The sequence below is a fragment of the Variovorax sp. 10L426 genome (assembly GCF_056395305.1).
In genome coordinates this window covers 25,464-43,142 of record NZ_JBFTJF010000014.1, presented here as the reverse complement: position 1 = coordinate 43,142, position 17,679 = coordinate 25,464, and the positions used below count along the sequence as shown (strand labels likewise).

Sequence of the window (17,679 nt, the reverse complement as noted above, 5' to 3'; positions counted from 1 at the left end):
CAGTCAGTCCTTTCAGTGTGCATGCATCAATACGTTGAACGGCCGCCCGAGAGATCGAACACCGCACCGGTCGAGAAGGAGCAATCTTCGGTGCAAAGCCAGGCGACCATCGCCGCGATTTCCTCGACCTTGCCGAAGCGCCCCATGGGAATCTTGGAGAGCATGAACGCGATGTGGTCCGGCGTCATCTGATCGAAGATCGCGGTCTTCACCGCCGCCGGCGTCACGCAGTTGACGCGGATCGCTGTGTCGGCCAGTTCCTTGCCGAGCGATTTGGTGAGTGCGATCAGCCCCGCCTTGCTCGCGCTGTAGGCGCTGGCATTGGGATTGCCGTCCTTGCCCGCGACCGAGGCGATGTTGACGATGCGCCCGTAGCCCTGCGCCCGCATCTGCGCGACGACTTCGCGGCAGCAGATGTAGGGACCGTTGAGGTTGACGTCGATCACTTGCCGCCATGCATCGACCGGATATTCCCAGAGCCGGGTGTTCGGTCCGGTGATGCCGGCGCTGTTGACGAGCGCATCGATGCGACGCGCCTGCGCGAGCGTGGCGGCAACTGCCTTCGCTACCGAAGGCTGCTGCGTCACGTCGACGGTGAGCGCGAAAGCCTTTGCACCGAGCGTCCATGCCGCCTTGGTGGCCGCCTCGCCGTCGCGGTCCCAAATGGTCACGCTGCCGCCGGAAGCCAGCAGGCGTTGCGCAATGCCGTAGCCGAGGCCGGTGGCTCCGCCGGTCACGACCGCATGCCGGCCGGCGAAGTCGAGTTGATTCATATGGTGATACCGCCGTCGGCCGCATAGGCCTGTCCGGTGACGAACTGGGATTCGTCGCTGGCGAGGAACACGATCAGCGGCGCGATCTCTTCGGGCTGCGCAAGCCGACCCATCGGCTGGCGCGCGATGAAGGCCTTGCGCGCTTCGACCGGATCGGGATTGGCATTGATGCGCTCGCCGAGCGAGGGCGTATCGACCGTGCCGGGGCACACCGCGTTGCAGCGAATGCCCTGGGCCACGTAGTCCGCAGCAACACTCTTGGTCAGGCCCAGGACCGCCGCCTTGGTGGTGCCGTACACGCAGCGATTCGGCAAGCCCTTGATGCTCGAGCACACACTGGCCATGTTGATGATGCTGCCGCGGCCTTTCGCGAGCATGCCCGGCAGGACCGCCTGAATCAGTCGGAACTGCGCGCGCACGTTGAGGTGAAAGGCAAAGTCGAGATCGTCGTCGGTGGCCTGCAGGGCCGTGCCGTTGTGCACCACGCCCGCGCAGTTGAAGAGCACATCGAGCGCAGGCAGCGTTTTGATGAAGGCGCCGATGGCAGCCTTGTCGAGCACATCGAGCTTGGCGGCCTGGACGTTGGCGACGCCTGCGTAGCGCTCGAGCAATTTCTCGTTGACGTCTGTTGCCCAGACTTGCGCACCCTCAGCCGCGAGCGCCAGTGCGCTGGCGTAGCCTATGCCTTGCCCGGCTGCGGTCACGAGCACGGTCTTGCCCTGGAGTCTCATGCGATGCCCTCGTTGAAATGATGGGATGGCCGGTTTTCCGCTGGCAGTCATGCGCGTCGAGGGTTTCGCCCGATGGCCGCTGCGCGGTGCCGATCGTATTCTGAATTGGCCTGACCACTTGTCCAATTCAGGACAACCCTTAAGCGCGGCGCAAGGCGCCGCTTGACCCGTGCCGCTACAGACTCTCGAACCGCGCCGCCTCTATCGCCAGATTGCCGACCAACTTCGCGAACTGATCGCGAAAGGCGAATTCGCGATCGGCGACCGATTGCCGGCGGAGCGCGACCTCTCCAGGGCCCTGGGCGTGAGTCGACCCTCTGTACGCGAGGCGCTCATCGCCCTCGAAGTGGAGGGCTGGGTCGAGGTGAGGACGGGTTCGGGCGTCTATGTGCTCGATCGCTCGAAACGCGCGGCCTCGCCGGTCGAAGCCGTCGAATGGGGGCCGCTTGAATTGATCCGCGCACGCCGCGTGGTCGAAGGCGAGACAGCGGCGCTCGCTGCCACGGTCGGCAAACGCAAGGACGTCATCGCGATGACCCGCGCCATCGAACAGATGCGCGAGCATGCGGACCGCAACGTGATGCCGCTCGACGGCGACCGGGCCTTTCATCTTGCGATCGTCGATGCCTGCGGCAATGCGGTGCTGTCAGAGACCGTGCAGACCTTCTGGGATTCGCGCAAGGGCCCGATCTTCACGCGCCTCGGCGGTTATTTTGAGAACGTGAAATCCTGGCGCTCCGCGATTGCCGAGCATGAAGCCATCCGCGACGCGATCGCCGAACGCGATGCGGAAGGCGCACGCAAGGCCATGCACGCGCACATGGACAAGTCGCACCAGAGATTCAGCGCGAGCTGGCGCCGCGCCCAAGCCTCCTCCTGATTCGCCAGCAACGCGGCAACGCAGCAAATGCTTAGGACCCCAAGATGAATCCGTTTATCCGACTCCATCCCGCCGACGATGTGGTGATCGCACGCGGCCAACTGGTCGGCGGCACGCCGGTCGAAGGCGTCGTCGCCCGCGGGCTGATTCCGCCCGGCCACAAGATCGCCGTACGCGCCATCGCGCAAGGCGAACCAGTGCGCCGCTACAACCAGATCATCGGTTTCGCGAGCAAGCCGATCGCACCCGGTGAACATGTCCACACGCAGAACCTCGATATGGGCCCGGACAAGGGACACTTCGAGCGCGACTACGCCTTCGGTGCCGACGTGAAACCGCCACCCGCGCGGCGTGAAGCCACCTTCATGGGCATCCGCCGCGCCGATGGTCGCGTGGCGACGCGCAACTACATCGGTGTGCTGACCAGCGTGAATTGCTCGGCCACTGCCGCCCGCGCGATCGCCGATCACTTCTCGCGCAAAACGAATCCGGCCGCGCTCGCCGACTATCCGAACGTCGACGGCGTGGTCGCCCTCACGCACGGAACGGGCTGCGGCATGGACACGGGCGGGATGGGCATGCAGATCCTGGAGCGTACGCTGACCGGTTATGCAACGCATGCCAACTTCGCCGCGGTGCTGGTGGTCGGGCTGGGCTGCGAGGCGAATCAGATCAACGCATGGCTCGCGACCGGCAATCTCAGCGAAGGCGAAAACTTCCGGGTCTTCAACATCCAGGACACCGGCGGCACGCGCAAGACGGTCGAAAAGGGTGTGGCGCTCATCAATGAGATGCTGCCGCGCGCCAACGCGGTGAAGCGCGAACCCTGCAGCGCGGCGCACATCACGATCGGGCTGCAGTGCGGCGGCTCCGATGGCTACTCAGGCATCAGCGCCAATCCGGCGCTCGGCGCGGCGGTGGATCTCCTGGTCGCTCATGGCGGCACGGCGATCCTGTCCGAAACGCCCGAGGTGTACGGCGCCGAGCACCTGCTCACGCGCCGTGCGGTCCGGCGCGAGGTCGGCGAGAAGCTGGTCGAGCGCATCCGCTGGTGGGAGCACTACACGGCCATCAACGAGGGCGAGATGAACAACAACCCCTCTCCCGGCAACAAGGCCGGCGGACTCACGACCATCCTCGAGAAGTCCCTCGGCGCGGTCGCCAAGGGCGGCACCAGCAACCTCGAGGCGGTGTACGAATACGCCGAGCCCGTGAGCACCCACGGCTTCGTCTACATGGACACGCCGGGCTATGACCCGGTGAGCGCCACCGGGCAGGTCGCGGGCGGCGCGAACATGATCTGCTTCACCACGGGGCGCGGCTCCGCATACGGCTGCGCGCCCTCGCCTTCGCTCAAGCTCGCGACCAACTCCGCGCTGTGGCAGCGGCAGGAGGAAGACATGGACATCAACTGCGGCGAGATCGTGGAAGGCACGGTGTCGATCCAGGAGATGGGCCAGCGGATCTTCGACCTCGTGCTGGCAACGGCCTCCGGCGAGCATTCGAAGAGCGAACAACACGGCTACGGCCAGAACGAATTCGTTCCGTGGCAAGTCGGCGCGGTGATGTGACTGAAAGGAACACATGTCCAGAACACTTGAAGCATCCGCGCTGCGCAAGCAGGTCGCAGCCATCGTCCAGGCTGCGGGCAGCAGTCCCGCGGAGGCCGAACAGGTCGCCGCCAATCTCGTGCTCGCCAATCTCAGCGGACACGATTCGCACGGCGTGGGGATGGTGCCGCGCTACGTCGATGCGGTCGCCGAGGGCGGGCTCAAGCCGAACGCATCGGTCAAGATCAACCTCGATGCGGGCGCGATGCTTTCGCTCGACGGCCAGCACGGCTACGGGCAAATCGTCGGCGTGCAGGCGATGGATCTTGGCATCGCCCGCGCGAAGCAGCACGGCAGTTGCATCGTCTCGCTCGCGCACGCGCATCACCTGGGTCGCATCGGGCACTTCGCGGAAATGGCGGCGGCGCAGGGCCTGGTGGCCATGCATTTCGTCAACGTTCTGTCGCGGCCCGTGGTGGCACCGTGGGGCGGCGGAGACGGACGTTTCGGCACCAACCCCTGCTGCATCGGCGTGCCTCTTGCGGGCACCGAGCCGTTCATCCTCGACTTCGCGACCAGCCGCGTGGCACAAGGAAAGATGCGCGTTGCGTACAACAAGGGCGAGCGTGTGCCGCCAGGCCACTTGATCGACGAGCGCGGCGCGCCCACGGATGACCCGGGCGTCGTCGTCGTGCCGCAAAGCAATGGTCTCTTCGGCGCGCTCATGACCTTCGGCGAGCACAAGGGTTACGGCATGGCCGTGGCCTGCGAACTGCTCGGCGGCGCGCTGACGGGTGGCGGGACCTGGCATCGGCCGGCCGACACGGCGCGAACCGTGCTCAACGGCATGCTCGTGGTGTTGATCGACCCGGCGAAGTTGGGTACGCAAGCTGCTTTCGAACAGGAAGCGCGGGCGTTCATCGACTGGCTGCGTCAAAGCCCGCCAGGCGCCGGCTTCGATGCGGTGCAGATCGCCGGAGAACCCGAGCGCAAGGCACGCGCCGCACGCGAACGAGACGGCATCTGGCTCGACGATGCCACGTGGCGGGAAATCGTGGAGGCTGGGAAGAAAGTCGGCGTGGCGATCGACTAAAGGGTGAAAGGACAGGGGAAAGGAGCGCCTCGATTGTTTCCAATTGGGTGACACCGCGCTTCCTTTTTCGAGGGTTTTTACCTAGAAATCGGGCGCAAACTTCATTTCACGGACCAGCCAACCAGCTGATCTGAGTGAACAGGCACTGAGCGCTGGAGCTACCGGAAACGGATGGCGACGCACCCCGCGACCGGTTCGAAATCATTCATCGCATTGAAGGAAACTGAAATGAAGACCTCGAAGATCATCGCCGCGGCTGCCCTCTCCCTCCTCGCTGCCGTGGGCGCACAAGCAGAAACCTATGACGGCGTGCATGCCCTGACCAACGGCAACACCCGCGCCGAAGTGGCTCCCGGCGCTGTGACGGCGGCCCATAGTGGCAATCCGTACAGCGACGGTGCCCAAGCCGGCGTGCAGACCATTGCTTCGACGGCCGACCGCTCTTCCGTCCGCGCCGCTGCCGTGGCGACCGCGCACAACCCGCTGCAAAGCCTTGACCGCCGCGCCTTCTATCGCGACCAGATTCCTGCGGCCTACAACAAGCCGAAGGTATCTTTCACGCGCCAAGCCGCCCTGTAATCGACTCGACCAGGGGCGAAAGCCGGATCCGCATATCGCGGAGCCGGCTTTTTTTCGTTTCGGAGAGAACTCAGCGTCCCGGTTTGTGGGCGGGCTCGCCGCCGTCGATCTGCCGTTGTAATTGCGCGCGCACGTAATCCACGTGCTGGCGAAGCGTGTACACGCGGTCGGTGAAGTCCAACGGAAACTTGGTCTCGATGATCTCCTCCTCGATGTGATCGAGCCGGGCCAGGGCTTCCGACCGCTCGCGTTCGTCGAGTTTGCGAGACGCCAGATCCTGCTCGAGAAACTTCAGTTCACCGTAGCGGCGATACAAACGGCTGTGGCGACGCCAGGTGATCAGTTCGGGCAACACCCGGGCCAGAGGGACGAGGATTGCAGCCAACGGCACGAGCAGCAGGAGCAGGCGCTGCACATAGTTCGCCGCCCAGAACGGAAGGTAGTTCTGCAGGAACGGACGACCGTTCTTGAAATAGCGCTCCGCATCCGACGACAACGGGAAGTCAGTGGCCCGCGGATTCGGGAAATCCTCCGGCCGGTTGATGAGGCTGGGCTGCCTGTGCACCTGCCGAGCGGCTTCGAGCAGCAGATAGACCAGCGCCGGGTGCAGTTCGTCGCGCACTACCAGGTTTGCCGTCGTGGCCAACAGGTTGATGTCGTGTGACGGCATGTCACGCTTCGGGTCCACCGAGCCGCGCTTCAGCGTCACCGGCTGGAAGTACGGAAACCGGCGCGCCAAGCCCTCGACATGATCGAGCGAGGCCAGATGCACTGCGCTGTTCGACAGGAGCGCCTGCACGGCCGGTGCCTCTGGCGCTGCGATGATGATGGCGGCATCGACCTCGTGGCTCGTGAGCAGATCCGCTGCCGTCATGCCGCCCGCGCTGACGAAGGTGGTGCCATCCGCGGCGCTCTGCTGGCCGTCGGCGACGACGACCCCGTAGACGGCCAGCAACTGGCTGGCAACCTTGTAGTTTCCGCTGCCGGGAACGCCGACCGCGATGCGCTTGCCGGCCAGCGCGCCCAGGCCCTTCGACAGATTGAGCGTGTGCGTGAAGATCCACACCGGCTCGAAAGCCACGGTCGCCAGTGAACGCAGCGGTGTCGCGTCCGGGGATGTGTCCGGGTCAAGTGCGAGGACGCCGGTCCCACCTTGGACGAAGGCCACCGAGACCGAGCCCTCGTTGAGCCGTTGAAGGTTCTCGACCGCACCGCTCGAAGTGCGCAGCTGGAGCGTGATGCCGTTGGCCTTCAATATCTCCTGATAGCGCAATCCGAACCGGTGATAGGCGCCGTCGGCGGTGCCGGTGCTCATCACGAGCGTTCGCGGCGGCGTCGGACTCACGTAGCGGACCACGGCCCAGATCAGCAGGGTCAGGACGGCCACCAGCGCCATCCAGGACATCAGTCGTCGTGCTGTGGGCAGCGTTGGCATGGCCGGAGTCTTCATGTTTGAAAGCTGGCTCGTCGAGATCTCTCATTCTGCCGACGAACTGTTTCAATGTCGTCGTCGCCACGCCGTGGTCATGCGCTATGGTTTCCGAGGTTTTTGCATGCTTTCAAGGAGTGGTAAATGAATCAATTCACTCGGCACGGCTTCGTGCTGGTCCTGCTCGGTGCCCTGGGCGGCGCGCAAGCGCAGGGCCTGGACATGCTCAAAGGGCTGGCCGGCGGCTCGGCTGGCGCGTCCTCCATGACATCCGGCAGCGTGGGCAACGCCGCGGGTGTGCTGGAGTACTGCCTGAAGAACAACTATCTGAGCGGCAACGGCGCCTCGTCCCTGAAGGATCAGCTGATGAGCAAGATCCCGGGCGGCAAGCCCGCGTCCGACACCGGGTATGTGGAAGGCTCCCAGGGCATTCTGACCAGCACCGAGGGCAAGAAGCTCGACCTGACCGGCGGCGGGCTCAAGGCCGAGCTGACCAAGAAGGCGTGCGACTTTGTCCTGAATCAGGCGAAGTCGATGATCTGAGGGGCAGAACGCAATTCGCTTTCGCGGCTCAGAGCATCAGCGCAACCGCCGCATCAAGATGCTCTGAGGGGGCGCGCCTGAAGCCCGAGCGTGCAAAACGCTGCAGCCGCCCCACCACGAAGGCGGTAAGCGCCGAGGCCCGCACCTGCGCATCGACAGTGGGCGTGGCCGCACCGTCCTCCGATGCGGCATCCCGCAGGGATTGGCGCAGCGTCGCCTCGATCTTGTCGAAGAACTGATTCATGCGGCTCTGAAGGCGCTCGTTCTCGAAAACCAATGCGTCTCCCACCATGACGCGCGTCATGCCCGGGTTCTTCTCGGCAAACTGCACGAGCATCGCGACGATGCGTGCTGCCTGCTCGCGCCCTGGCGCATCGCGCTCGACGATCTGGTTGACGAGGGTGAAAACACTTTGTTCGATGAAGTCGATCAGGCCCTCGAACATCTGCGCCTTGCTCGCGAAGTGGCGGTAGAGCGCGGCTTCGCTGACTTCCAGCCTCGCCGCGAGAGCCGCCGTGGTCACGCGTTCGGCACCCGGCTGTTCGAGCATGGAAGCAAGAGCCTGGAGGATCTGCACGCGCCGCTCTCCCGGCTTCGGCCGCTTGCGCGGCGCTACCGCCACCGGTTCTGAACTGCTGGAGGCGCCTAGGGCGCTTGACTCATCGTTCTGCATGGGTGCGTGCAAAATGTAAAAAAATGATTCTCGCACAGTGCAGTTAGCGCGTGCCAACCGGGCATCCCCTGCTTGTCGCGCAGAATCTACAGGTACTTTCACTGCCTGAACCGAAGCAATGAGCCCATCCATTCTCGTCACCGGCGGCGCCGGCTTCATCGGTAGCCACACCTGCGTGGCGCTTGCCGCGGTCGGCTACGTGCCCGTGATTCTGGACAACCTGTGCAACAGCGACGTCCGCGTGCTCGACCGGCTGACGCGAATCATCGGCACGACGCCACGCTTCATCGAAGGCGACGTGCGCGACCGCGACTTGCTCGACAAGCTTTTTCGCGAGCACGCCATCAGCGGCGTCATTCATTTTGCGGGGCTCAAGGCGGTGGGCGATTCGGTCGCCGATCCGATCACCTACTACGACAACAACGTGCACGGCACTTTCGTGCTGGCGGCGGCGATGCAGGCAGCCGGCGTGCGCAATCTGATCTTCTCGTCCTCCGCCACCGTGTACGGCGACCCCGACCGGTCGCCGATACCGGAAGACGCACCGCTGCGCCCGGCGAACCCCTATGGACGTTCGAAGCTGATGGTCGAGGAGGCGCTGTCGGACCTGCAGCGCGCCCACCCCGACTGGCGCATTGCGCTGCTGCGCTATTTCAACCCCGTCGGCGCCCATGAAAGCGGGCTGATCGGCGAGCATCCGCAAGGCAAGCCGAACAATCTCATGCCCTTCGTCTGCCAGGTTGCCGTCGGCCTGCGCGACAAGCTCGCCGTCCACGGCGGCGACTACCCGACCCCCGACGGCACCGGCGTGCGCGACTACGTGCACGTGATGGACCTGGCCGAAGGCCACGTGGCGGCCTTGCGCCACGCCGAGCAAAAGCCCGGACTATTGAAGCTCAACCTGGGCACAGGCCAAGGCGCGTCGGTGCTCGAAGTGGTGAACGCCTTCGAACGAGCCAGCGGCCGACGCATCGCCTACGAGATCGGCCCCCGGCGTCCGGGCGACGTCCCCGCCTACTGGGGCGACCCATCCCTGGCGGAAGCAACCCTCGGCTGGCGTGCTCAGCGCGACCTGGACCAGATGTGCGCCGACAGCTGGCGCTGGCAGCAAGCCAACCCCAGGGGCTACGAAAGTTAAAGGGGACCATTCGCGGAACACCGCGGAACCGGCTCCGCCGGGCCGCTGGTGTTGCCCCCGGTAGGGGGTTGGCGAAGCGACACGAAGTGCGCGCAGCCTGGGGGCGAGCCTATCTAGCTCGAATCATGGTGCCGAAAGCCTGCTCGGTGAGAATTTCAAGCAGCATCGCATGCGGAACGCGGCCATCGATGATGTGCACCGCATTCACGCCACTCTTGGCGGCGTCGAGCGCGCCCTCGATCTTCGGCAGCATGCCGCCGGAGATGGTGCCGTCGGCAAAGAGCTCGTCGATCTCGCGGGCGCTCAGATTGGTCAGCAGATTGCCGCTCTTGTCGAGCACGCCCGGGGTGTTGGTGAGCATCATCAGCTTCTCGGCCTTGAGCACCGTGGCCAGCTTGCCGGCGACGACGTCGGCGTTGATGTTGTAGCTCTCGTTCTGCTCGCCGAAGCCGATCGGGCTCACAACCGGGATGAAGGCATCGTCCTGCAGCGCCTTGACCACGCTCGGGTCGATCGAGACGATGTCGCCGACCTGCCCCACGTCGTGCTCCACGTTGGGATCGTTGCGGTCGGCCATCTTGAGCTTCTGCGCGCGAATCAGCCCGCCGTCGCGCCCCGTGAGGCCGACAGCCTTGCCACCGGCCTGGTTGATGAGGCCAACGATGTCCTGCTGCACCTCGCCGGCCAGCACCCACTCGACGACTTCCATGGTTTCGGAGTCGGTCACCCGCATGCCCTGGATGAAGTGACCCTTCTTGCCGAGCCGGTTGAGCGCCGCCTCGATCTGCGGGCCGCCGCCATGAACCACGACCGGGTTCATGCCGACCAGCTTGAGCAGCACCACGTCCTCGGCGAAGTCGGCCTGAAGCTCAGGGTCCGTCATGGCGTTGCCACCGTACTTGATGACGATGGTCTTGCCGTGGAACTTGCGGATGTATGGCAGCGCCTGGGCCAGGATCTCGGCCTTGTCACGGGGGGGAATGTTGAGCACAGGATCGGTCATGGGTGTGCAACGGAACAAAGAGAGCCGAATTGTGGCGGAACTTGCCGGCCCCGACACGCCTGGATCATTCTGAAGATGCCGCGCAACTAAGGCCTCAACCAGCGGGGCACCTTGAACCGCACGATCATCAGGTAGGCTGCCACGTAGGTGGCGACAAACAATGCGCAGAACGCCATCAGGACGAGCGTGTTGTTCCAGAACAGCACCGCCGGCACGACCGTCAGCGCCGCGAAGATCCACAGGTACGGCGACGTCCGGTTGTTGCGCGCGAGCAATTGGCGCGCTTCGTCGTCCGCAAATGCCACCCGGACGATCCGCCGAAAGATCAATTGGTGAAAGTGAAGCGCATCCGCCATGCCGGGCGACTGACCGCGAGCGACCTTGCGGTAGATGGAAAACACCGTCTCCCAGACCGGATAGATCAGCAGCAGCATCGGGAACCACGGCGAGACGACCCGGTGGCGCTGCACCAGCGTGACGGCGGCCACCGCGATCACCATGCCCCAGACATAGGCGCCGCCGTCCCCGGCAAAGATCTTGCCGCGCGGGTAGTTCCAGATCAGGAAGCCGAGCGTGGCGCCGACCAGGCAGATCACCATGGCCGCGAGCTGACGATCGCCCACCTGCAGGGCCACGTGCGAAATGGCAAGACACACCAGCACCGCAACAGTACCCGCCAGGCCGTTGTATCCGTCGATGATGTTGAAGGCGTGCGGCAGGCCGCCGATGGCAAGTGCGGCGAAGACCATCGCCGCGAACGGCATCGCCTGGAGCCAGCCATCGATGAACGGGAACCCGGTGCGCGCCACGCCCAACTGCAGCACCCAGCAGACCAGAAGCGCGGAGCCGATGGTGAGACCGAGCCGATATCGCACCGAGACCCTCTGCGTCACGTCCTCCACGATGCCGCCGAGCGCAGCCGGAGCGAGGCAAAGCAGCGTCAGCCCGGAGGTCTTGAGTGGCCAGGACACATTGAACGGGTCGGAACTGATCCCCGCGACCATCCACGCCACCCCCATTCCCAGGAAGATGCCGGCCCCACCAAGGCGCGGCACATGGCCCTTGTGAAAGCGTTGCGGCATGTCGGCGCCATAGCGCCTCGCATGCCGGCGCGCGCGGCGCATGAAAATCTGAACGCCCAGGGCGGAGATGAGGAAGCTGATGACGATCAGTGCAATCATGGATATGGAGCGGGAACCCTAGAATCCCCGGGCGAAATTAGACCATGCCGACGCCCTCATCCGGACAACCCAAGCCCATCACCGTCTCGATCGTGAGTCACGGTCAACTCGAACTCGTGCTCCCGCTGATCGAGGAGTTGGACCAGTTCAACCGGGACATCGTCGCCAAGGTCGTACTCACGATCAACATCCCGGAGCCCGATCTGCTGGCAGGCCGGACCTGGGGCTTCGAGATCGAACGCATCGAGAATGCCGCGCCCAAGGGCTTCGGCGCCAATCACAACCAGGCATTTGCGCGCTGCGCCACGCCATGGTTCCTCGTGCTGAATCCGGACATCCGCTTCGACAGCGACGTGCTCGCACCACTGATTGCACAAGCCGCGCCGGACAGCGGACTGCTGGCGCCCCGGATCCTCGAGCCCGGGAAGCCAACGCCCGAGCAGCACCGGGCGATCATCACGCCGCTCGAGATCGTCTCGCGCAAGCGTCCCGACTATGTGCGGCCTGTGGTGCCGTCGTGGATTCCCGGCCTGTTCATGCTCTTTCGCAGCGAGGCCTACCGCCAGATCGAAGGCTTCGACGAACGCTTCTTCATGTATGGCGAGGATTTCGACATCTGCGCCCGCCTGCGCCTCGCCGGGTGGAAGTTGCAGATCGCGGAGGATCTGCAAGCCCGGCACGATGCACGACGGGCCAGCCATCAAAGCAAGCGGCACCTTTACTGGCACGTGACCAGTCTGCTCAAGGTGTGGTCGTCGGCCGCGTTCTGGCGTTATTGGCGGATGGAGCGGGCGGGCTGATTCAAACCGACTCGAACAGGTCCCGGACAACGCCCCGCACCCCGCGGCCGAACTTGTCGTAGCGGCCTGTCATGGCCTCACGCAGGACCGGGACGCAGCGCTCGATGCGTCTTGCCGGCAATGCGGCCCGGAATCGCTGATGCTCGATTTTCGAGCGCACCTTCTCGATCGTGACAGGCGACACCCGGTCGCCCAGCGTCAAGAGGCGCTCGAGAAGAAGCTCTGCCTTGATCGCGCGCTTGACGTGCGTATCACCGCGTGACGCCAGCGCCTTGCGAATCTTGCCCATGAACGTGTCGCGCCGCGCGCCGATCTGGTTGGATGCATGCTGGCGATATTCGATCAGTTCGGCTTCCAGCACGTCGACGCCACCCACCGTCGAGGCAACGATCGCGAGCCATTCATCGTGCAGCCATTCCACCGGGAACGGTGCGGCGTCGGCCAGCAAGCTGCGCCGGAAGATCGCCGTCGCGCCGGTCACGAGATTGCGGCGAAGGAACACGTCGAACGCGTTGCCGCCGTGGATCCAGTTCATTTCGAAGGGCTTGACCTCCAGCGCGTGGAAGAGGGATTGGCCAAGATCCTTCCGATCGTCGTCGACCAGGCGGGCGTCGGTATGCAGCAGCAAGAGGTCGGGGCGCCGTTCGAATTCGGCGGCCATGCGCGCAAGCCGGTCCGGCTTCCACACGTCGTCCTGGTCGCTCAGCGCGATCAGGTCGCCTTCGCAGGCACGCACCGCCTGTTCGAAGTTCTTCGTGACGCGCAACGCAGTGGTGTTCTGCAGCACACGCAGGGCGACCGGATGCCCTGGGCGTTCGGCGGCGCACTCCGCGACCGCGGCCCGAGCGATTTCGACGCAATCGTCACTCGATGCATCGTCGGACAGCACGATCTCCTGCGGGGGTCGAGACTGCAGGCAGATGCTCCGGACCTGTTCGCGGATGAAGGCGGCACCGTTGTAGGTGCACAGGGCGACGGAGATGGACAGCGGGGCTTTTGCCATGTTCAGATTTTTGCGGCCTCGGAGTACCACGGTGCACGGGACGGCCATGCGTAGGTGAAGTCCTCAATCTGGAGCGTCAGGTTTGGGCTGTAGGCAGGATCGTTGCGGAGGGCATCGGCCCAGCGCTGCTGCATGTACGCAGCGTCTTGCCGAAAGTGCTTCGTCTTCGAGGGCCAGGGCGATCCATCGTGGATCAGTTCAGCGTAGGGCGTCCATACATTGCGCAGACCGGCCTCCTTCAGGCGCAGGCAAAGGTCGACATCGGCGAACGTTTCCTTCAGGTGGACCGCGTCCATTCCCCCCACCTGTTGGTAGTGGGACTTGCGGACGACGAGACAGACGCCGGAAACCGCCGATAGGGATTGGATCAGCGCCGCTCGACCGCAGTAGCCCTCCCTCGCGGGCGGCATCCCCCGGTGAGAAAACCCGGCTACGCCGCCAACGCCGAGGATCACCCCTGCATGCTGCAGCGCCCCCACTGGGTACCACAGGCGCGCACCCACTGCGCCCACGCCGGGCTGGAGGGCGAGACTCACCATCTCGGCGAGCCAGTCGGCCGACTTGACCTCGAGTTGGTCGCTGAGGAGGGCCAGCACGCTGCCTTGCGCGGCCTCGACCGCTGCATTGAGGGCAGCGACGTCATCGGATGGCTGCCCGATCCGGACCACGCGCACCCTGGGCTCCTTCGCAACAGCTTGCAGCCAGGCCGGTGCATCCGCGTCGGTCGATGCGACCACGATCTCGTAGTTCGGATACGCCGTCTTCTGGAGCAAGGAGTCCAGGCATCGGCGGATCGCCGGGGCGGCATTGCGAGTGGTCGGAATGATCAGCGACACCAGTGGCGGAGACTCGGGAAGTGCGTAGCGTGCGCGATAGCCGACGCCAATGTGTTCCGCAGTCGCGCGAACACCCGTGCGCGCAAAGTGCTCGTTGAGAGCACGCTCACCCGCTACTGCCGCATACGGCTTGGCGTCCATCGAACCGGCTGTGCTTTCGCTGTGCACCCGCCAGTGATAGAGCACACGAGGCAAATGACGGATCTGCCGGCCCTCGACGCGCTCCATGCAGCGCAGCACCAGGTCCCAATCCTGCGAGCCTTCGAGGCCGAGGCGAAAACCGCTCACTTCACGCACCAGGTCGGTGGACAGGACGCCGAGATGGCTGAACATGTTCTGCGAGCGGAACAGGTCGACGTTCCAGTCCGACTTGAAATAGGGGTCGAAGCGCCGGCCGGATTCGTCGATCTTGTCTTCGTCCGAATAGATCAGGCACACGTCCGGATGCGCGGCAATGCAATCCGCCACGCAGAACAGCGCGTGTGGCGGCAGCAGGTCGTCGTGATCCATGAGCGCCAGCCATGGCCCAGTCGCGAGCGCGAGCGCGCTGTTCGACGAAGCCGAGATGTGGCCATTCTGGGGCCGGAAGACCACCTTGATACGCGCGTCCGACTCGGCGTAGGACTTCAGGATGTCTCGCACCTCGACGGAGGTCGAGGCGTCGTCCGCGATGCAGAGCTCCCAATGGGGATAGATCTGGCTGCGCACCGACTCGATGGCCTCGCGCAGCCATGCGGGGTTCGGGTTGTAGGTGGGCATGAGCACCGAGATCAGCGGCGGCGCCTTCATTGCGGCCGTACGCTGCGAGATCGCTTCTCGCAGTTGCGGGGTCAGGGTGTCGTTGTCGGCGATCCACTTGGCATAGTCGAGGCCGCGGCCGAAGCGTTGGCGCAGGGTCCATTGGAGGCCGCGCCAGCCCGAGGTGCGGAGCAGGCGGAGCATCCGCTGAATGCGGCCCGAGGTGCGCCCCCCGGAGGCCGCTTGCGGCTCGATCGAGACGGTAGGAAGTGCAGGTTTCACAAATGATCGGGAGTGGTTCGGCTTATTCGGCACGAAGGCCTTTTCCTGGATCGAAGACGCGAAACTTGATACGCGGAGCCAACGCATTCTTTGAAAGGGCTGGCAAGATGGTGGTTTCGCGTGTGCTTTTGGACATAAGGACCGATTACCGGTTCTGCCTGAATTTCCCCGACAGCCGGGTCGGTAAAATTATCCCTCCTCTTCACACCCCCAAAAAAATGCGCTTGCTTTCAGTCGTGCTCGCGGGAGGCGCAGGCTCCCGCCTATGGCCCGCCTCGCGCGAGGCCTTTCCTAAGCCGTTCATGAAGCTTGGTGGGTCAACCTTGCTTCAGCAGGCGATCGAGCGAGGGCAGGCATGCGGCACGGGCGACCTGATGGTCGTGACCAACAAGGAACACCTGTTTCTTACGAAGGACGTGCTGCGGCAACTTCCGGTTTCGCCCGATGCGACGATGCTTCTCGAGCCCAAGGGTCGCAATACCGGGCCCGCCATTGCGCTCGCGGCGCTCCAGTGCGTGAAGCAATTCAGCGGCGACACGGTGATGCTCGTCCTTTCGGCCGACCATCTGGTTTCCGATGTCGAAGCATTCGTTGCCAGTGCGAGCCAAGCCTTCCGACTCGCGGCGCAGGGATCTCTCGTGGTGTTCGGCATCAGTCCGACCAGCCCAGACACTGGTTTTGGGTACATCGAGGTGGACAAGGTATCGCGCGATAGCCAGCCAGCCAGGCGCTTCGTGGAAAAGCCGGACCAGCAGACTGCGCAGGAATACCTCGCGACCGGCCGCTACTACTGGAACAGCGGCATGTTTTGCTTTACCGCGGACGCCGTCCTCGCGGCATTCGAACGACACGCGCCGGAGGTTCTGGCCGGCGCCCGCCGCGCGCTCGACTCGTCGAGCGCCGTGGGCAACACTGTCCAATTCGACTTGCGCACCTTCGGCCTGCAGCCCGACATCAGCATCGACTATGCAGTGATGGAGCGCGCCGACAATGTCCACGTGGTGCCGGCCAAGTTCGGCTGGAGCGACGTCGGCTCGTGGCCGTCGGTCGCGAAGGCCCATCCTGGCGACGCCAATGGCAACACGATGCCGCTAGACGTCGTTGCGCTCGATACCACGGGCACCCATGTGCAAGTCGACAGCCACGGTCCCAAAGTAGTGGCCACGCTCGGCGTGCACGATCTGATCATTGTCGACACACCCGATGCACTTCTCGTGGCACACAAGAACAGTGCGCAAGACGTCAGACGAATTGTCGATGCTCTGAATGCCCGCAAGCACGAGACCGTTCACCTGCCCGCCGTCGTACGTCGACCATGGGGCACCTACGCGTCTCTCAAGGAAGAAGATGGATACAAGGTCAAGCGCATCACGGTGAAGCCGGGCGAGGCGCTTTCGCTCCAATATCATCACCAGCGAGCAGAACACTGGGTCGTCGTGCAGGGAAGCGCCATGGTTCAGGTCGGAGAAACCGAATACCGCACGTCACCCGGCGAATACCGGTACATCCCCCTTAAGGAGAAACACAGATTGACAAATATTGGTGAAGATGAACTCGTGCTCATCGAAGTTCAATGCGGCGCCTATCTCGGCGAAGACGACATCGTGCGGCTCGCGGATACCTACGGACGCGCATGAGCCAGGCACATTCCAATTTGCACCGTACCGCTTGGGCCGACTGGTGGGAGGGCACGCGCCGCACAGACATCTGGTGGACCCTTGCCTGGTTCGACATTGTTCTGCGCTATCGCCGCTCCATGCTGGGGCCGCTATGGCTGACGTTGAGCATGGGCGCAATGATTGGCGGGATGGGGCCGCTCTACAGTTCGCTATTCGGAACCGAACTCTCGATGTTCTTCCCGCACCTGGCGCTCGGCATCATTTTCTGGGGCTTCTTCTCGAGCATGGTGACCGACTCCTGCAACGCGTTCATCGGCTCCGGAAACTATCTGAAGCAGGGCTACTTTCCCATCAGCCTGTTCGTGTGGCGCAGCATGGCGCGGAATCTGATCCAGTTCGCCCATCAGATCGTGCTCTACATTCCCGTAGCGATCTGGGCCGGCATCACGCTATCGTGGTCGGCGCTGCTTTTTGTGCCGGCTTTCCTACTCTTGCTCATTAATGCTCAGGCGGTGGGCATTGCGCTCGGGCTCGTCTGTACGCGGTTCCGGGATGTCACCCAGATCGTCATCAGCGTGATGCAAATGCTGATGTTCCTCACGCCCGTATTCTGGCTGCCGTCCAGCCTACCCGGACGCGCAAAGTACATCCTATGGAACCCCTTCGCGCAGATGCTAGACCTTCTGCGCACACCGCTGATGGGTGGTGTGGCGGAAAGTCACAATTGGTGGGGCATCCTTGGATGGACGGCAGCCACCTTGATCGGGTCAAGCCTTCTGTTTGCGAAGTATCGTCGCCGCGTCGTCTACTGGCTGTAAAAAAGCAAGA

The 17,679-nt window shown here is 64.1% G+C and carries 17 protein-coding genes; 9 read left to right on the top strand and 8 right to left on the bottom strand.

Annotated features, from left to right (window positions below):
* Positions 1-26: 26 nt before the first annotated feature.
* Entirely contained in the window at positions 27-773 is a 747-nt protein-coding gene (locus AC1DHL_RS20240; RefSeq protein WP_478163150.1) for an SDR family NAD(P)-dependent oxidoreductase, read from the bottom strand.
* Positions 770-1,504 (bottom strand): SDR family oxidoreductase, encoded by a 735-nt coding sequence (locus tag AC1DHL_RS20235; protein ID WP_478163149.1) that lies wholly within the window; start codon positions 1,502-1,504, stop codon positions 770-772. The genes AC1DHL_RS20240 and AC1DHL_RS20235 overlap by 4 nt, the downstream gene beginning before the upstream one ends.
* A gap of 169 nt (positions 1,505-1,673) precedes the next feature.
* Here AC1DHL_RS20235 and AC1DHL_RS20230 point away from each other — a divergent pair, with 169 nt between their 5' ends.
* From AC1DHL_RS20230 to AC1DHL_RS20215, 4 genes are all read left to right on the top strand, one after another.
* On the top strand, positions 1,674-2,384 hold the full coding sequence (locus AC1DHL_RS20230) for a FadR/GntR family transcriptional regulator (RefSeq protein WP_478163148.1): 711 nt from the start codon (positions 1,674-1,676) through the stop codon (positions 2,382-2,384).
* Between the two features lie 44 nt (positions 2,385-2,428).
* On the top strand, positions 2,429-3,955 hold the full coding sequence (locus tag AC1DHL_RS20225; protein ID WP_478163147.1) for a UxaA family hydrolase: 1,527 nt from the start codon (positions 2,429-2,431) through the stop codon (positions 3,953-3,955).
* Positions 3,956-3,968: 13 nt separating this feature from the next.
* The gene (locus tag AC1DHL_RS20220) at positions 3,969-5,027 is read left to right on the top strand and encodes a malate/lactate/ureidoglycolate dehydrogenase (protein WP_478163146.1); all 1,059 of its coding nucleotides are present in this window, start codon (positions 3,969-3,971) and stop codon (positions 5,025-5,027) included.
* 228 nt (positions 5,028-5,255) lie between these two features.
* Entirely contained in the window at positions 5,256-5,606 is a 351-nt protein-coding gene (locus AC1DHL_RS20215) for an alpha/beta hydrolase (protein ID WP_478163145.1), read from the top strand.
* A 70-nt stretch (positions 5,607-5,676) separates the two neighbouring features.
* Here the strand turns inward: AC1DHL_RS20215 and AC1DHL_RS20210 are convergent, their stop codons facing one another.
* Complete coding sequence (locus AC1DHL_RS20210; protein WP_478163144.1) at positions 5,677-7,041, bottom strand: TAXI family TRAP transporter solute-binding subunit; 1,365 nt, start codon at positions 7,039-7,041, stop codon at positions 5,677-5,679.
* Between the two features lie 138 nt (positions 7,042-7,179).
* On the opposite strand from AC1DHL_RS20210, the gene AC1DHL_RS20205 reads away from it, so the two are divergent.
* The gene (locus AC1DHL_RS20205) at positions 7,180-7,578 is read left to right on the top strand and encodes a YjjA family protein (protein ID WP_478097638.1); all 399 of its coding nucleotides are present in this window, start codon (positions 7,180-7,182) and stop codon (positions 7,576-7,578) included.
* 28 nt (positions 7,579-7,606) lie between these two features.
* Here the strand turns inward: AC1DHL_RS20205 and slmA are convergent, their stop codons facing one another.
* Positions 7,607-8,251, bottom strand: coding sequence for a nucleoid occlusion factor SlmA (gene slmA / locus AC1DHL_RS20200; protein ID WP_478163239.1), 645 nt, complete (start codon positions 8,249-8,251; stop codon positions 7,607-7,609).
* Positions 8,252-8,369: 118 nt separating this feature from the next.
* Here slmA and galE point away from each other — a divergent pair, with 118 nt between their 5' ends.
* Entirely contained in the window at positions 8,370-9,389 is a 1,020-nt protein-coding gene (galE, locus tag AC1DHL_RS20195) for a UDP-glucose 4-epimerase GalE (protein ID WP_478163143.1), read from the top strand.
* A gap of 109 nt (positions 9,390-9,498) precedes the next feature.
* On the opposite strand, the gene argB is transcribed toward galE, so the two are convergent.
* Together argB and AC1DHL_RS20185 are read right to left on the bottom strand one after the other, a co-directional pair.
* On the bottom strand, positions 9,499-10,392 hold the full coding sequence (gene argB / locus AC1DHL_RS20190) for an acetylglutamate kinase (protein ID WP_478097630.1): 894 nt from the start codon (positions 10,390-10,392) through the stop codon (positions 9,499-9,501).
* A gap of 86 nt (positions 10,393-10,478) precedes the next feature.
* Positions 10,479-11,573, bottom strand: a complete 1,095-nt coding sequence (locus AC1DHL_RS20185) for a glycosyltransferase family 4 protein (RefSeq protein WP_478163142.1) — start codon at positions 11,571-11,573, stop codon at positions 10,479-10,481.
* Between the two features lie 44 nt (positions 11,574-11,617).
* Between AC1DHL_RS20185 and AC1DHL_RS20180 the strand changes: the two genes are divergently transcribed.
* Positions 11,618-12,373: a glycosyltransferase family 2 protein gene (locus AC1DHL_RS20180; protein WP_478163141.1), complete on the top strand. Its 756-nt coding sequence runs from the start codon at positions 11,618-11,620 to the stop codon at positions 12,371-12,373.
* A gap of 1 nt (position 12,374) precedes the next feature.
* Here AC1DHL_RS20180 and AC1DHL_RS20175 read toward each other — a convergent pair whose 3' ends face one another.
* Both AC1DHL_RS20175 and AC1DHL_RS20170 read right to left on the bottom strand, forming a co-directional pair.
* Entirely contained in the window at positions 12,375-13,376 is a 1,002-nt protein-coding gene (locus AC1DHL_RS20175; protein ID WP_478163140.1) for a glycosyltransferase family 2 protein, read from the bottom strand.
* Positions 13,377-13,378: 2 nt separating this feature from the next.
* Positions 13,379-15,154, bottom strand: a complete 1,776-nt coding sequence (locus AC1DHL_RS20170; protein WP_478163139.1) for a glycosyltransferase family 2 protein — start codon at positions 15,152-15,154, stop codon at positions 13,379-13,381.
* 296 nt (positions 15,155-15,450) lie between these two features.
* Here AC1DHL_RS20170 and AC1DHL_RS20165 point away from each other — a divergent pair, with 296 nt between their 5' ends.
* The gene (locus tag AC1DHL_RS20165; RefSeq protein ID WP_478163238.1) at positions 15,451-16,869 is read left to right on the top strand and encodes a mannose-1-phosphate guanylyltransferase/mannose-6-phosphate isomerase; all 1,419 of its coding nucleotides are present in this window, start codon (positions 15,451-15,453) and stop codon (positions 16,867-16,869) included.
* Positions 16,866-17,669 (top strand): ABC transporter permease, encoded by an 804-nt coding sequence (locus AC1DHL_RS20160; protein WP_478163138.1) that lies wholly within the window; start codon positions 16,866-16,868, stop codon positions 17,667-17,669. The genes AC1DHL_RS20165 and AC1DHL_RS20160 overlap by 4 nt, the downstream gene beginning before the upstream one ends.
* The last annotated feature ends 10 nt before the right edge of the window (positions 17,670-17,679 follow it).

What these genes read in the sequence shown, in the direction of transcription:
- AC1DHL_RS20205 (WP_478097638.1), top strand. Translation starts at nt 7,180, where the DNA reads ATGAATCAATTCACTCGGCACGGCTTCGTGCTGGTCCTGCTCGGTGCC.
- AC1DHL_RS20175 (WP_478163140.1), bottom strand. Translation starts at nt 13,376, where the DNA reads ATGGCAAAAGCCCCGCTGTCCATCTCCGTCGCCCTGTGCACCTACAAC.
- AC1DHL_RS20180 (WP_478163141.1), top strand. Translation starts at nt 11,618, where the DNA reads ATGCCGACGCCCTCATCCGGACAACCCAAGCCCATCACCGTCTCGATC.
- galE (WP_478163143.1), top strand. Translation starts at nt 8,370, where the DNA reads ATGAGCCCATCCATTCTCGTCACCGGCGGCGCCGGCTTCATCGGTAGC.
- slmA (WP_478163239.1), bottom strand. Translation starts at nt 8,251, where the DNA reads ATGCAGAACGATGAGTCAAGCGCCCTAGGCGCCTCCAGCAGTTCAGAA.
- AC1DHL_RS20215 (WP_478163145.1), top strand. Translation starts at nt 5,256, where the DNA reads ATGAAGACCTCGAAGATCATCGCCGCGGCTGCCCTCTCCCTCCTCGCT.
- AC1DHL_RS20240 (WP_478163150.1), bottom strand. Translation starts at nt 773, where the DNA reads ATGAATCAACTCGACTTCGCCGGCCGGCATGCGGTCGTGACCGGCGGA.
- AC1DHL_RS20225 (WP_478163147.1), top strand. Translation starts at nt 2,429, where the DNA reads ATGAATCCGTTTATCCGACTCCATCCCGCCGACGATGTGGTGATCGCA.
- AC1DHL_RS20210 (WP_478163144.1), bottom strand. Translation starts at nt 7,041, where the DNA reads ATGCCAACGCTGCCCACAGCACGACGACTGATGTCCTGGATGGCGCTG.
- AC1DHL_RS20160 (WP_478163138.1), top strand. Translation starts at nt 16,866, where the DNA reads ATGAGCCAGGCACATTCCAATTTGCACCGTACCGCTTGGGCCGACTGG.
- AC1DHL_RS20185 (WP_478163142.1), bottom strand. Translation starts at nt 11,573, where the DNA reads ATGATTGCACTGATCGTCATCAGCTTCCTCATCTCCGCCCTGGGCGTT.
- AC1DHL_RS20220 (WP_478163146.1), top strand. Translation starts at nt 3,969, where the DNA reads ATGTCCAGAACACTTGAAGCATCCGCGCTGCGCAAGCAGGTCGCAGCC.
- AC1DHL_RS20170 (WP_478163139.1), bottom strand. Translation starts at nt 15,154, where the DNA reads ATGCTCCGCCTGCTCCGCACCTCGGGCTGGCGCGGCCTCCAATGGACC.
- AC1DHL_RS20235 (WP_478163149.1), bottom strand. Translation starts at nt 1,504, where the DNA reads ATGAGACTCCAGGGCAAGACCGTGCTCGTGACCGCAGCCGGGCAAGGC.
- AC1DHL_RS20165 (WP_478163238.1), top strand. Translation starts at nt 15,451, where the DNA reads ATGCGCTTGCTTTCAGTCGTGCTCGCGGGAGGCGCAGGCTCCCGCCTA.
- argB (WP_478097630.1), bottom strand. Translation starts at nt 10,392, where the DNA reads ATGACCGATCCTGTGCTCAACATTCCCCCCCGTGACAAGGCCGAGATC.